A 13,396-nucleotide genomic window follows, 5' to 3' on the forward strand; every position below is an offset into this window, starting at 1 on the left:
GGTGGCGGGAACCGGACTACTTACACTTAGCCAGATCGTCACTAACCTGTTGCGCTGTAACAATTCCCATATTATTACCAAACGAGTTGGTAAAATAGGTCAGCACCTCGGCAATTTCAATTGGGGCGAGGTCGGTTACCGGCATGTCGCCTTCAAAGGGTTTGTGGTTGATGATAAGTAGCTTGCCTTTTATTCCGTATTTAACAAAACAGGCTAATGAGGTTTTATTAGCTTTGAGAAAAGGAGTATCTGTAAGCGGCGGCATTAAGGATGACAGGCCCTGCCCGTCTTTACCGTGGCAGTTTTGACATTTAGTTTGATATACAACGCTACCCGTTGAGTAATAACGCTTAAAGGTGATCCCGTCGTCGTTTTGACATGAGAAAATTAATAGCCCCAATAGCAACCCGATACCGCTTATTACTTTCAGTTTCATTTAGCGACTATTTGGTCGGGTTCGCTTTTTAGCTTTTTGATATCCGTTATCAGGTTGGCAACCTGCTCGGGCACGGTGCCATCATAAAACCCGCGAATGTGCTTTTGCTTGTCTATCAAAATAAAGAAACCATCGTGTATAAATTGCTGCTGGGCGTCTTCCTTAGGCTTGCCCACCAGGTAGCTTTCTGATAGCTTATAAATTTCCTCCTTCTTGCCTTGCAGCAGCCACCAGGTATTGCCCGTAACGCCCATTTTATCGGCATATTTTTTGAGCACCGCTACACTGTCGTGTTTTGGGTCGATAGAGTAGGATATGATCTTAATATCTTTCTCGGCCTTAAATGCTTCATAAACCGTAAGCATGTTACGGTGCATGGTAGGGCAGATGGACGGGCAGGTGGTAAAGAAAAAATCGGCTACATAAATATTACCGTCCAGGCTTTTATTGGTGATGCTATCGCCGTACTGGTTAACCGTTTTAAATGCGGGGATGGTTTGGTAAATGGTATCTGTTTTTCCATTTACGGTAGTGGGCGTGCGGTTACCGTAAAAAGGTAATGCCGTTTGTTCGCCGTTAAACTTGCAGGCAGCGATAGCCAGTATAAAAGCAATACCAAATATTTTTTTCATGCTTATTTTCTAAACGGTTTTAAATACTCGTCTGATTCTTTAACCGAGCCTGCTAATAATGAGTCGACCACTGTTATCTGCTTTTTCTGATCTGTCAGGTAGTTCATGATCTCTTCATGTGTGCCCTTCTTACCCGGATCAAAAACCTGCATCCATTTTTCCATTTCAACTTCGGCTTTGTTTAGGTTAGTGGCCAAATCCTTGATCCTGACCTTGGCTTCGTCGTTTTTAGCTTCCAGCAACAAAGTGTCAAGCTTCATTTTGTTATGCATTACCTGCTCGTCAAATGCCATGGCTTTATCATGCAGTTTAATAACGTCATTTAACACTGCTTTTTCATCGGCTTTAGGGTCTTTACAAGCGTTAAGCGCCAAACAAACAAATGCGGCAATAAATATTTTTTTCATTGTTGATGGGTTGTTTTCAGGACTACAAATATTGTAAATAAGCAGCTTACTTATATGGTATTAATGTAAAAAGAGAAATCGGTTACGGGCAACTGTTCGGCACCAGCCAGCCTTAAATGTACGCCGGCCTGCGCCCGCGTATGCGTGCCATGATTTATTACATGGGTTATAATATCAACCACGCGCATGGTAAACTCAAGCCCCTGGAAATTTTGGTAGGTAATGGTTTTCTCCAGGTCCGCATCAGTAAAGTTGTTTAAGTAGCTCACCCACGATGCATGTGTTTCGTTAATTACCGGCTCCAACTCGCCGGCCTGCCAGGTGGGCCATAAAACAACGCTTATTTTGTATTCGCCATTTAAGCGGCGCAGCCAAACCTGTTCGGCTGTTAGCAGGTGGGCCATCAATTGCAGCGGTTTTTCGGGGCCGTTTACGGCTACTATGGTTTCGGCTATTTTTTGGTTGGTGTACTTATCGTAGTTAAATAGTTTGATAAAATAATCCTTCATGGTAATTGTAATAATAACGGCTAAATTAAACATTATTAAAGCTTTGATGTTACTAAATCATTAACAATAACATAATATTAACAACATCATAACCACACACAGGAGCCTTACCTTAGTATTGAAAATTAAAACAAACTGTTATGAAATTCATCGTCAATTTATTCAACAGCTTACGCGAATGGATGATCTTAAAAAGTATCAGGTCATCTTTCATTCACTAATTTATTTTTACTAACGTTTCTTTAATACAATTATAATATACAATTTGGGCGTTGTGTAGCTCAATTTAATGAAATCTAATATCCAGGATACCGTACTAAACAAACAATTTTTCGGCGAAGATTTTACCTGGGGGGTATCAACCGCGGCTGTCCAAATAGAGGGCGCGCATGATGCCGACGGCAAGGGCGAATCTGTATGGGATATTTTTACCCAAAAAAAAGGTAAAATAAAGGGCGGCCATCACCACCGTACAGCAACCGATTTTTACAATAGGTATCAGGACGATATCGACCTCATCAAACAGCTTAATATTCCAAATTTCAGGTTCTCGATAGCGTGGTCGCGTATTTTACCAACCGGTACAGGCGAAGTTAACCAGGCTGGTATTGACTATTATAACCGCGTTATTGATTATTGTTTGGCACAAGGTATACAACCCTGGCTCACCTTATATCATTGGGACCTGCCGCACGCGCTGGAACTAAAGGGCGGCTGGACAAACCGTGCCGTTATTGATTGGTTCTCCAACTACGTTACCATTTGTGCCACTGCTTTTGGCGACAGGGTAAAACATTGGATGGTAATGAACGAGCCATCTGTATTTACCGGAGCAGGGTACTTTTTAGGGATCCATGCACCGGGCAGAAAAGGGCTAAAGAACTTTTTACCGGCCATACACCATGCTACGTTAAGTATTGCCGCCGGCGGTAAAATATTACGCAAGGCTTTGCCTGATGCGGAGATAGGAACCACTTATTCCTGCTCCTACATCGAACCTTATTCTGATAAACAGAAAGATATCATCGCTGCAACAAGGGTTGATGCTTTACTTAACCGTTTATTTATTGAGCCGGTATTAGGTTTGGGGTATCCTGCCGAGCTTACCCCGGTACTTAAAGGCATGGATAAATATATTTTGCCGGGCGATTTGGATAACGTAAAGTTTGATTTCGATTTCATAGGCCTGCAAAATTATACCCGCGAGATAGTTAAACACTCGTTTTTTACACCCTATATCCATGCAAGTTTGGTTAAGGCCGAAAAGCGCAACGTACCTATTACTGCCATGGGCTGGGAAGTGTACCCAGCTTCTATTTATCATATCCTTAAAAAGTATAACCAGTATCCGCAGATCAAAAAGATCTACCTTACCGAAAGCGGCGCGGCTTTTAAAGATGAGCTGGTTGAGGACGAGGTTAATGACCCACAGCGTGTTGAATACCTGCAACAATACCTGCAGGAAGTATTAAAAGCCAAAAACGAAGGCTGTAAAGTAAGCGGTTACTTTATCTGGACATTGACCGATAATTTTGAATGGGCCGAAGGCTATCACCCCAGGTTTGGAATTATATATGTTGATTTTGAAACTTTACAACGCACTGTAAAAGCATCAGGACTGTGGTATGCCAACCTGCTTAGGTAGTTGGGCTGATGCCACACCGTTTGTATTTATAGGCAGGGCGATGAAGAATATGGAGCCGTGGTTACTGCTGTCAAACCAGATTTTTCCGTGCGATTTTTCAATGATCTGTTTACAGATAGATAAGCCTAACCCAAAGGATTTTTCGCCATTGGTACCCGGGCGCTGCGCGGCAGTAAACATATTAAAAACCTGGTCCTTTAATTTTTCGGGGATCCCAATACCATTATCCAACACCGAAATTATAACCTGTTCTTTCTCTTTAGCCACCTTTACAAAAATAGGCGCGCCGGTAGGGCTAAATTTAATGGCGTTACTTATAAGGTTACTTATTACCCGCCAGATCTTTTCGCGGCTTATTAATAATTCAAGAGGCGCGCTCAGGGGTTCATAAAATATCTTTTGCCCCTTTTCTGATGCTTTAAAGCGAAGCAATTCCACACTGTTATTTACCAGCGAGTTAATTTCGACCAGTTCAGGGTTCAATTCGATAGAGGAGATGTTTGTTGCCTCCAGGATCTCATTGATCAGCTCAAGCGAATTATACGATGTTTCTTTAACCAGGTTTATCAGTTCTTTTTGATCGTCAGTGTATTCGTCATCAGCCATTAACTTAGTTAATGATGCTATGCCCCCTATTGGGTTCCTGAGGTCATGCGCTACGGTACGTAGTATCCTGTCTTTTTCCTGGCTGCTTATTTTCAGCTCATCCAATGCTTTTTCCAATACACTGTTTTGCTCATTAATCTGCTGGTTTAGCAGGTTAACGGTTTTTACATCCTGTTTTGATCTTTTCCAGTTGCGGTAAACCAGGAAGATAATAACCAAAGCCATTAGAGTAACAACAATTATTACGTAAAGCGATATCAGTTGTATTTTATTGTTATTGCTTAGCTGCTCTATTTGCCGCTCTTTTTCGTAACTGTCAAACTGCTTATTGATATCACTCTCCTTTAAGAGATTGAGTTTTTTAATATTCGAATCTTTAACAGTATTGTAGGTTTGCAGGTATGCCAGGGCTTTAGGCAAATCATTTTTACGCTGGTAGTACTTGCTCATCAGGTTGTTCCAGTCGGCTTCCACATCAGAGTTATTGATGCTTTTAAGCTGGTTGCTCACTGCGGTTAACAGCTCAAGCAGCTCTTTATCCCTATGCTGGTCATAATAAAGTTTGGCCAGTTTTATTTCACTGAAGGCAGCATCATTATTATCATAATCTTTTTGCAGGTTTATTGCAATGCTCTTTTTTAAAAGCTGGATAGCCTGCTGATACTTACCTTGTAAAACCAACACTTCTGATTGATTTCCATAAACCACCCCGCGGGCAATTTCTATCATTTTTGGCCGGTCCTTAAATTGCGGCCCGTATTTGTTAATGAATTTTAAAGACCGGTCAAAATAAATCAATGCGCTGTCAAGCTGGTTATTATGCTTATAGCTAAGGGCAATGTTATCCAGCAATTCCTGCACATGATAAAAGTTCACAAAATCACTGGGGTTTATCTCAAGATAATTGTAGCTTTCTTTGAAGTAGTTTTTAGCCAACTTGTAACTACCCATTTTATAAGTGATCATGCCCATGCGGTATAGGTAATAGGACAACACGACTTTGTTGAAATTATTTTTTCCGATTAGATATCCCTGAAAAAGATGATGATAGGCATCATTATATTGTTGTAATGCGAAGTAGGTATCAACCAATGCAAAATTAGCATCTACATAAAGGTTTATGTATTGTTTTTTATTTACGGCTACGCTTTGTGTAGCAAAATTAAGCATGGTATCTGCGTACAATAAAGCTTTTTTTTGATCGCCCGCTTTGTGGTAATAAAAATAGCGGTAACCATAAGTGCGGTACCTGTCTTCGCGCGTTAGGTTATTGGAATGTTTTATTAACGAATCAAGCACAGTTATAGCCTGTTCTGCACGATTGTTGGCAAACAAGGCATCAACATGTACAGCTGCTTTTTTAAAGTCATCAGAATTACCAATTGCTTCGGAGCTTTTTTGTTTGCAGGAAGTTATTGCCAGTACCAACAGCAACCACCACCAATTACGTAGGGTATATTTAGCGTACTGATGTTTGTTAAGGCAATTCAAACTAATAATTACTGGGGCTGATGAACAAATATAATATTTACAGCTATAATTAAACTAAAAGAATAAGTTTTTTACAATAACGCTATTTAAAAGCTTCTTCGCCGGTAATATCCAAACCAGTTATCAATAAATGTATATCATGTGTACCTTCATACGTAATTACCGACTCAAGGTTCATCATATGCCGCATAATAGGATATTCGCCGGTAATGCCCATTCCGCCAAGTATCTGCCTTGCTTCACGCGCTATATTTATAGCAATTTCAACGCTGTTACGTTTAGCCATTGATATTTGCGCGGGCGTGGCCCTATTCTCGTTTTTTAAGGTTGCTAAGCGCCAAACCAATAGTTGGGCCTTTGTTATTTCGGTTATCATCTCGGCCAGCTTTTTTTGCTGTAGCTGGAATGCCGCAATTGGTTTGTTAAATTGTTTACGCTCCTTGGCATAACGCAGGGCGGTGTCATAACAATCCATAGCCGCGCCGATAGCGCCCCAGGCAATGCCGTAACGTGCCTGGTTAAGACAGCCAAGCGGCCCCTTTAACCCGGATACATTGGGCAATAAATTTTCTTTTGGTACTTTAACATTATCAAATACCAGCTCGCCGGTTGCCGACGCGCGTAACGACCATTTATTATGTGTTTCGGGCGTGGTAAAACCTTCCATGCCGCGCTCCACTATCAGGCCCTGTATTTTACCTTGTTCGTTTTTTGCCCAAACAATAGCAATGTCAGCAAATGGCGAGTTGGAGATCCACATCTTTGCGCCATTTAACAGGTAATGGTCGCCGGCATCTTTAAAATTGGTGGTCATGCCTCCCGGGTCAGATCCATGATCGGGCTCGGTTAAGCCGAAGCAACCCATCAGTTCGCCGCTTGCCAGTTTGGGCAGGTATTTCATTTTCTGATCTTCAGATCCGTAAGCATAAATAGGGTACATCACCAATGACCCCTGTACGGACGCGGTTGACCGGATCCCCGAATCGCCACGCTCGATCTCCTGCATGATGATGCCATAGGCCATATAGTCCAACCCCAAACCGCCATATTGTACCGGAATGGTAGGGCCAAAGGCGCCTATCTCGGCCAGTCCTTTTAAAAGCTGTTTGGGGAACTCGGCCCGTTGCGCATAGTCTTCAATTATAGGGCTTACTTCTTTTTTTACCCAATCGCGCACGCTTTTACGGATCAGCTTATGCTCATCGGTTAATAATTCGTCTAATAAGTAATAATCGGGCGATTCAAAAAGATCAGTTTTAGCCATAGTGGTATTTGTTTGTAAACAAATATAGTTGAATAGCGATTAGTGAGTGGTGAATGGTGCATAAAAAGTTGAATCAAATTAAGAACCATTCACCACTCACTAAATCAACTAATCAACCCAAAGTGTTAACTTTGTGTTATGATTGTAGCATTACACGGAGCAGAATTTTTTGCCTACCACGGCTTTTATCCCGAAGAACAAAAATTAGGGACGTGCTTTATTGTTGATATCGAGGTTGAATTTATCCAACCGGGCAACTTAAACCTGGATGACTTGGCTAATACCGTTAATTACGAAAAGCTTTATAATATTATTTGCGAAATAATGAAAGTGCCTAAAAAGTTATTGGAAACTGTTGCGCAGGCTATTATTGACGCAGTAAAGCAACAATATAATTTTGTGGATGTTATAAAGCTTACCTTAAAAAAAGCTAACCCGCCGTTGGGCGGTAAAGTAGCTTATTCGGCCGTATCGCTCAGTTATCAAAAAGGGTAATAATTAGTTACGGTATCATTTATTTTTTCGGGCCATTTTTGTTTGGCGGCATATTTGGCGGCTTCGGCGCTCATGCTGCTTACTTTAGCGGGGTTGTTATAAAGTTCAAGCACCGCTTCTTTTAATTCGGCCACGGCAATAGCCGGCGATTCGGGGCTGCACCTTATACCGGTTTCATCGCTTACAATAATGCCCTGCCCATGTAAATTAAGGGTGATAACAGGCATACCAAATGCCATAGCTTCTATAACCTGCACACCATTTGAATCGCGCAGCGAAGTGAAAAAGAAAACATCATGCGAATCATAATAGGAGCGGACCTCTTCGTAAGGTACTTTTCCCGTTAATCGTACGGTGTTTTCCAAGCCATATTCTATGATACAATCTTCAATTTCCTGCTGCATTTCGCCATGCCCTACAACGGTAAGGGTTATGCCGGGGTATGATTTTAACTGTTGCATAACCTCCAATACCAGTAAAACACCCTTGCGCGGCATAAAGCGGCCCACCCACAATAATTGCAGTTTATCTTTTTTGGGCGATTTGATTTTAAGCACCTCCGGGTAAAAACTATCGGGCAAGGCGGTGTCTAATGATATGTGACAGTTTTTTGCACCGGCAGATTTTGCCAACGCCATGGTCTCCCGGTTGGAGACCAGCACCGAGTACGCTTTTTTAAGCATCTTTTTGCAGGCCGGGTTATTCTTAACCAGCATATCGCTCACCTTCTCCCTTTTTACTTCGGATGCCCAGTAGCCTTTAAAATAGCTTTTAAAAGCCTCGGGGGCTATCTGCCCGCCACCTGCAGGCCCAAAAACAAAGGGGATATCCAGCTTATATAAAAATGACCCCATCTGTAAGCTGCCCCAGGTTGCGTGGTGGGCCAGGTCAAATTTGAATTGCTTATGCAAGCCGGCTGCTTTTTTATACGCCAGCCATTGCCAAAGCATGTAATACATATAAATTCCTGGTCCCGGTGCATGAAACAGCTTCTCGGTACCTAACGGCATTGTTATATAATGAAAAGTTACTTTATCGGGCCTGGTATGTAATTCTATACCTTCGCGATTTACGCTCCGGGTTAGGCAGTGTACCTCATAGCCTTTACCGGCCATACCTAAGGCCCAGTTCCAGCCATTGCCATCTTCTGATCCTTTAGAAGGATCGCATGCAAAAACAGATAGCAATAATTTTTTCATATTGGCGGGATATATTTGTGTGTTAATTATACGTATAAAAATTAATTTACAGCGCATAATACATAGTTTTGGTTTTCATCAATTTTATGGCCTATAATAAAATAACCCCGGATATATTGAGCGCAATTACCCATATTGTTGGTAGTGATGCGGTTATAACCGGCCACGCCGAAATGGAGCGCTATAGCCATGACGAGACCGAGGACCTGCGCTATTACCCCGAAGTTGTGGTTAAGCCAAAATCTACACTGGAAGTTGCCGCGTTATTAAAACTTTGTAATGAACATTTAATACCGGTAACACCACGCGGCGCGGGCACTGGTTTAAGCGGGGGAGCATTACCGGTTATGGGTGGTTTAGTTATGGCGATGGAACGCTTTAACCAGATCATAGCTATTGATGAGCAAAACCTGCAGGCAACTGTAGAGCCCGGTGTTATTACCGAAGAATTTATGAACCAGCTAGCAGCTAAAGGATTGCTGTACCCGATAGACCCCGCAAGCAAAGGTAGCTGCTTTATTGGGGGGAATGTGTCGCATGGATCGGGCGGGCCAAGGGTGGTAAAATACGGGACGATACGGGAGTATATTCTGAACCTGGAACTGGTATTGCCCTCTGGCGAAATTATATGGACCGGCGCCGACACTTTAAAATATGCATCAGGCTATAATTTAACGCAGCTCATCATCGGGTCGGAAGGTACATTGGGTATAGTCACCAAAATTGTGGTAAAGCTTATCCCGGCTCCAACTGTTGACGCATTAATGCTGGCGTCCTTTACTTCAAATGATGCCGCTTGTAAGGCAGTATCGGCCATTTTTAGGGCAGGCATTATACCGTCGGCTCTTGAATTTATGGAACGCAGGGCAATAGAATGGGTGATAGAAAAAGACGCGATAGTTTTTGACCTGCAACCTGGTGATGCGGCATTCCTGCTGATTGAGGTGGATGGAAACAATGCTGACATCATATTTACCGATTGCGAAAAGATCAATACGGTATTAGAAGAGTTTGGCTGTACTAATGTATTATTTGCAGACACAGCCATCCAAAAAGAAGAACTGTGGCGCATAAGGCGAACTATAGGGGTATCGGTAAAATCAAATTCGGTTTATAAGGAAGAAGATACCGTTGTACCGCGTGCGGCATTACCGCAATTAATAGCGGGCATTAAAGCTACCGGGGATAAATATGGGTTTGAGTCGGTTTGCTATGGCCATGCAGGCGATGGCAACCTGCACGTAAATATCATAAAAGCCAATATGAGCGATGACGACTGGAATAATAAACTAAAAGACGGCATCCGCGAAATATTTGAGCTGACGGTATTCCTGGGCGGGACACTGTCCGGCGAGCATGGTATAGGGCTGGTACAAAAAGATTTTATGCCAATAAAATACACACCGGTACATTTTGAAATATGGCGGGGCATTAAGCAGGTATTTGATAAAAATTATATTTTAAACCCGGGAAAAATATTTAACAGGTAATATTAACGGTACAGGATATGGCGTTTGCGACCACAGTTACTGCATTTATACCTTCGGATAGGCAACCAGAACAATAATATTTTAACAAGGATGCTGCGTGTAATGCGGATATCCATTTTTCTTTTACACTTTGGGCAAACAGGATAAGATTTTACAGCTTTTTTTTTCTGGGCTGGATCCTGTAGGGGTGGGGTCATGATATTACAAATATAACTTATTATTTATTAACATTAATTCGTTGTTAAAATTTTCCTTTAAGGAAATATAGCTGCAAGCCATGACCCTAAAATTGATTGAAGGGTGAAAATGCTAATGGTTTTGGATATATGAATAATATGGCATCTTTAAAAAGTATAAATATTTTAGCATATTGAGCATTATTTAAATCAATTAGGCTTATAACTTGTTATGTGATATTGATTTTATTAGACAGGGATAAATCCTTTAAATATGGTTACAAAACTACCTGAATACGGTTATAAAGATATTTTTTACAATAGCGAGGCTACCATGCTTATTATAAGCATAGATAAGCCGTTATACACTATTATTGATGTAAACAATGCCTATCTTAAAGCAACCAACAGTACCCGTGAATCATTGATCGGCACATCTGTTTTTGGAGCATTCCCGGCAAATCCAACCGATGAGGAATCGAAAAATATCGAGCGTACCATTTTTTCGTTTGATGAGGCTATCCGCTCAAAAAAGCCACATACCATGAGTAATTACCGGTATGATATCCCTATACCCGGTACTAATGAGTTTGAGGAGCGCTGGTGGACAACTACCAACACCCCGGTTTTAGATGACGATGGCAATGTGGTATACTTCATACATTCGCCTATAAATGTAACCGAGCTGTATAAATTAACCCAACGCGAACAGGCAGGGGTTGAAGCACTTAAACAACAGCAGCAGCAATTGTATTCTACATTTATGCAGGCGCCGGTTGGTATAGCCATACTAAAGGGAGCCGGATTTGTGGTTGATCTGATCAACCCGCAAATATCTGAGCTATATGGCCAAACGGCCACCCAGATGATGGGAAGGCCCATATTTGATTGTATCCCGCACGTAAAGGGGCAGGGGTTTGAAGAACTGTTGGATGGTGTGCGCCTTACCGGTGTGCCGGTTAAAGGCGAGGGCGCGTCGGTATTGTTAGAGCGCAACGGCGAATTGGATACCGTATACGTAAACTTTGTTTATCAGCCATTCAGGGAAACCGATGGCACCATAAGCGGCGTTATCGTTGTCGCCAATGAAGTTACCGAAACAATTATCGCAAAAAAGAAAATAGAAGAAGCGGAAGAACGTGCCCGCCTTGCTGTCGACGCGGTTGGCCTGGGTACCTTTGACCTCGACCTGGTGACCGGTGAGATGATAACTTCAAGCATATCCGCAAATATTTTGGGGTTTGATGAACCCGCTCCTCGCAACGAATACCTATCTGTTTTCCACCCGGATGACCTGGAGCTTAGAAAAAAGGCTCATAAAGATGCTATTACCTCAGGCAAGCTATTGTATGAGGCCCGGGTGATCAGGAAAGACAAATCAATCCATTGGTTAAAGGTGGAGGGGAAAGTTATTTATACCGACAAAGGAGAGGCCGTGCGTATTTTAGGTACATTACTTGATACCACCGAACACAGGAAAGCCATAGAAGAACAACGTAAATTAATTACCCTGGTTGATAACAGCGTCGACTTAATGTCGATATTGAGCATGGATGGCACTAACTCTTACATTAACCAGGCCGGCATGGCGATGCTGGGTTTTGATGACGCGGCTCACGTTTCAAGGGTGCCGATATCCGAATTGCATGACCCGGCACACTTTGCACTGGTTGAGCAGGAAGTTTTACCAACTGTAATGGCCAAGGGCCGCTGGGAAGGAACCATGCTGGTAAGGCACCTTCAAACCGGCGAGATTTTCCCGGTATATAATAATTGTATCCGGATAGATGACCCAATTTCGGGTATCCCTATAGCTGTAGGTGCAGTAATGCGCGATATGCGGCCCGAGTTGAAAGCTAAACAGGCGCTTGCAGACAGCGAGCAGCTATTACGTAATATTACCAGCGCCGCGCCAACAACACTGTGGATGTCTGATGCGTCGGGCGCGGTAACATATGTAAACCAAACCTGGATAGACTGGACAGGCAGGCATTATGAGCAGCATTTGGGTACAGGCTGGCTGCACGCAATTTTACCGGAAGATCGCAAAAAAGTAGCCGAAAAACTAAGCGGTAATATAGCGGTACATGGCCTGTTTGAAGTTGAATTCAGGCTTAACCATGTGGATGGTGGCGTTCACTGGTGTGTTTTAACCGGGCAGCCGCAGTACAATAGTGGTGGAAAATTCGCGGGCTATATTGGATCATGTGTTGATATAACCGAGCAAAAACATATCCAGCAACAAAAGGATGATTTTATAGGCATAGCCAGCCATGAGCTTAAAACCCCGGTTACCAGTATTAAAGCCTATACCCAGGTATTAGAAAAAATGCTGCTTAAAAAAGGTGAGGTTAAAGAAGCTGCCATGATAGCCCGCATGGACGCGCAAATAAACCGCCTTACAAGCCTTATTTCTGATTTGCTGGATGTTACCAAAATAAACTCGGGCAAGCTGCAGTTTAATGACAGGGAGTTTGATTTTGTACCAATGGTGCAGGAATTGATTGAAGACCTGCAACGCACAACCGAAAAGCATACGTTGGTTGAAAATCATGTAGATATTGGTATAGTATTTGGAGATAAAGAACGCATAGGCCAGGTTATTGCCAATCTGATAACCAATGCAATTAAGTATTCGCCGCAGGCAGATAAGATCATAATAAGCACATCGTTAAAGGATGACGAGGTAAGGCTATGCGTACAGGATTTTGGTATCGGGATCGCTGAGGATAAGCTGAACAAGGTTTTCGAGCAATTTTACCGTGTGAGCGGCGATATGCAGCACACTTTCCCGGGCCTGGGGCTTGGTTTATACATATCATCAGAAATAATTAAGCGCGAAGGCGGCAAAATCTGGGTGACCAGCAGCGTTGGCAAAGGTTCAACTTTTTGCTTTTCGATACCTTTGCACGGCAAGGCCGAATAGATATAGGATTGCCCCGGTAAGCGTAAAAATATCCAATCTGATGATAAGAAGATTATTTAGATGATCGCAGGGTGCAACCACAAGAGAAATACTGACGTAAAGGTCTGTATAGCTTATTGA

At 42.5% G+C, this 13,396-nt stretch carries 11 protein-coding genes; 4 read left to right on the forward strand and 7 right to left on the reverse strand.

Annotated features, from left to right (window positions below; all coding sequences use genetic code 11):
- Positions 1 to 16: 16 nt before the first annotated feature.
- The 4 genes from ABIB50_RS14150 to ABIB50_RS14165 are packed head-to-tail and all read right to left on the reverse strand — an operon-like array spanning position 17 to position 2,017.
- Positions 17 to 436 carry a c-type cytochrome gene (locus tag ABIB50_RS14150; RefSeq protein WP_429380499.1) on the reverse strand — a complete coding sequence of 140 codons (420 nt, stop codon included), beginning with the start codon at positions 434 to 436 and terminating at the stop codon, positions 17 to 19.
- Positions 433 to 1,068 carry an SCO family protein gene (locus tag ABIB50_RS14155; protein ID WP_429380501.1) on the reverse strand — a complete coding sequence of 212 codons (636 nt, stop codon included), beginning with the start codon at positions 1,066 to 1,068 and terminating at the stop codon, positions 433 to 435. The genes ABIB50_RS14150 and ABIB50_RS14155 overlap by 4 nt, the downstream gene beginning before the upstream one ends.
- 2 nt (positions 1,069 to 1,070) lie before the next feature.
- Entirely contained in the window at positions 1,071 to 1,475 is a 405-nt protein-coding gene (locus ABIB50_RS14160) for a hypothetical protein (protein ID WP_429380503.1), read from the reverse strand.
- 50 nt (positions 1,476 to 1,525) lie between these two features.
- Positions 1,526 to 2,017 (reverse strand): DinB family protein, encoded by a 492-nt coding sequence (locus tag ABIB50_RS14165; RefSeq protein WP_429380505.1) that lies wholly within the window; start codon positions 2,015 to 2,017, stop codon positions 1,526 to 1,528.
- A gap of 256 nt (positions 2,018 to 2,273) precedes the next feature.
- On the opposite strand from ABIB50_RS14165, the gene ABIB50_RS14170 reads away from it, so the two are divergent.
- Positions 2,274 to 3,629 (forward strand): GH1 family beta-glucosidase, encoded by a 1,356-nt coding sequence (locus ABIB50_RS14170; protein ID WP_429380507.1) that lies wholly within the window; start codon positions 2,274 to 2,276, stop codon positions 3,627 to 3,629.
- Here ABIB50_RS14170 and ABIB50_RS14175 read toward each other — a convergent pair.
- On the reverse strand, positions 3,597 to 5,726 hold the full coding sequence (locus ABIB50_RS14175) for a tetratricopeptide repeat-containing sensor histidine kinase (protein ID WP_429380509.1): 2,130 nt from the start codon (positions 5,724 to 5,726) through the stop codon (positions 3,597 to 3,599). The genes ABIB50_RS14170 and ABIB50_RS14175 overlap by 33 nt on opposite strands.
- Positions 5,727 to 5,808: 82 nt before the next feature.
- Positions 5,809 to 6,990, reverse strand: coding sequence for an acyl-CoA dehydrogenase family protein (locus ABIB50_RS14180; RefSeq protein ID WP_429380511.1), 1,182 nt, complete (start codon positions 6,988 to 6,990; stop codon positions 5,809 to 5,811).
- A gap of 138 nt (positions 6,991 to 7,128) precedes the next feature.
- Between ABIB50_RS14180 and folB the strand changes: the two genes are divergently transcribed.
- Positions 7,129 to 7,485: a dihydroneopterin aldolase gene (gene folB / locus ABIB50_RS14185; protein WP_429380513.1), complete on the forward strand. Its 357-nt coding sequence runs from the start codon at positions 7,129 to 7,131 to the stop codon at positions 7,483 to 7,485.
- On the opposite strand, the gene ABIB50_RS14190 is transcribed toward folB, so the two are convergent.
- Positions 7,473 to 8,684, reverse strand: coding sequence for a glycosyltransferase family 4 protein (locus tag ABIB50_RS14190; RefSeq protein ID WP_429380515.1), 1,212 nt, complete (start codon positions 8,682 to 8,684; stop codon positions 7,473 to 7,475). The genes folB and ABIB50_RS14190 overlap by 13 nt on opposite strands.
- Before the next feature lie 86 nt (positions 8,685 to 8,770).
- Between ABIB50_RS14190 and ABIB50_RS14195 the strand changes: the two genes are divergently transcribed.
- Positions 8,771 to 10,174, forward strand: coding sequence for an FAD-binding oxidoreductase (locus tag ABIB50_RS14195; RefSeq protein WP_429380517.1), 1,404 nt, complete (start codon positions 8,771 to 8,773; stop codon positions 10,172 to 10,174).
- Between the two features lie 450 nt (positions 10,175 to 10,624).
- A complete protein-coding gene (locus ABIB50_RS14200; protein ID WP_429380519.1) occupies positions 10,625 to 13,276 on the forward strand; it encodes a PAS domain S-box protein in 2,652 nt (883 codons plus the stop codon).
- Positions 13,277 to 13,396: the final 120 nt, after the last annotated feature.

This window comes from Mucilaginibacter sp. UYCu711 (assembly GCF_050433825.1).
GTDB lineage: Bacteria > Bacteroidota > Bacteroidia > Sphingobacteriales > Sphingobacteriaceae > Mucilaginibacter.

Coding starts and splice junctions, on each gene's coding strand:
- ABIB50_RS14150 (WP_429380499.1), bottom strand. CDS start 436: ATGAAACTGAAAGTAATAAGCGGTATCGGGTTGCTATTGGGGCTATTA.
- ABIB50_RS14155 (WP_429380501.1), bottom strand. CDS start 1,068: ATGAAAAAAATATTTGGTATTGCTTTTATACTGGCTATCGCTGCCTGC.
- ABIB50_RS14160 (WP_429380503.1), bottom strand. CDS start 1,475: ATGAAAAAAATATTTATTGCCGCATTTGTTTGTTTGGCGCTTAACGCT.
- ABIB50_RS14165 (WP_429380505.1), bottom strand. CDS start 2,017: ATGTTTAATTTAGCCGTTATTATTACAATTACCATGAAGGATTATTTT.
- ABIB50_RS14170 (WP_429380507.1), top strand. CDS start 2,274: ATGAAATCTAATATCCAGGATACCGTACTAAACAAACAATTTTTCGGC.
- ABIB50_RS14180 (WP_429380511.1), bottom strand. CDS start 6,990: ATGGCTAAAACTGATCTTTTTGAATCGCCCGATTATTACTTATTAGAC.
- folB (WP_429380513.1), top strand. CDS start 7,129: ATGATTGTAGCATTACACGGAGCAGAATTTTTTGCCTACCACGGCTTT.
- ABIB50_RS14190 (WP_429380515.1), bottom strand. CDS start 8,684: ATGAAAAAATTATTGCTATCTGTTTTTGCATGCGATCCTTCTAAAGGA.
- ABIB50_RS14195 (WP_429380517.1), top strand. CDS start 8,771: ATGGCCTATAATAAAATAACCCCGGATATATTGAGCGCAATTACCCAT.
- ABIB50_RS14200 (WP_429380519.1), top strand. CDS start 10,625: ATGGTTACAAAACTACCTGAATACGGTTATAAAGATATTTTTTACAAT.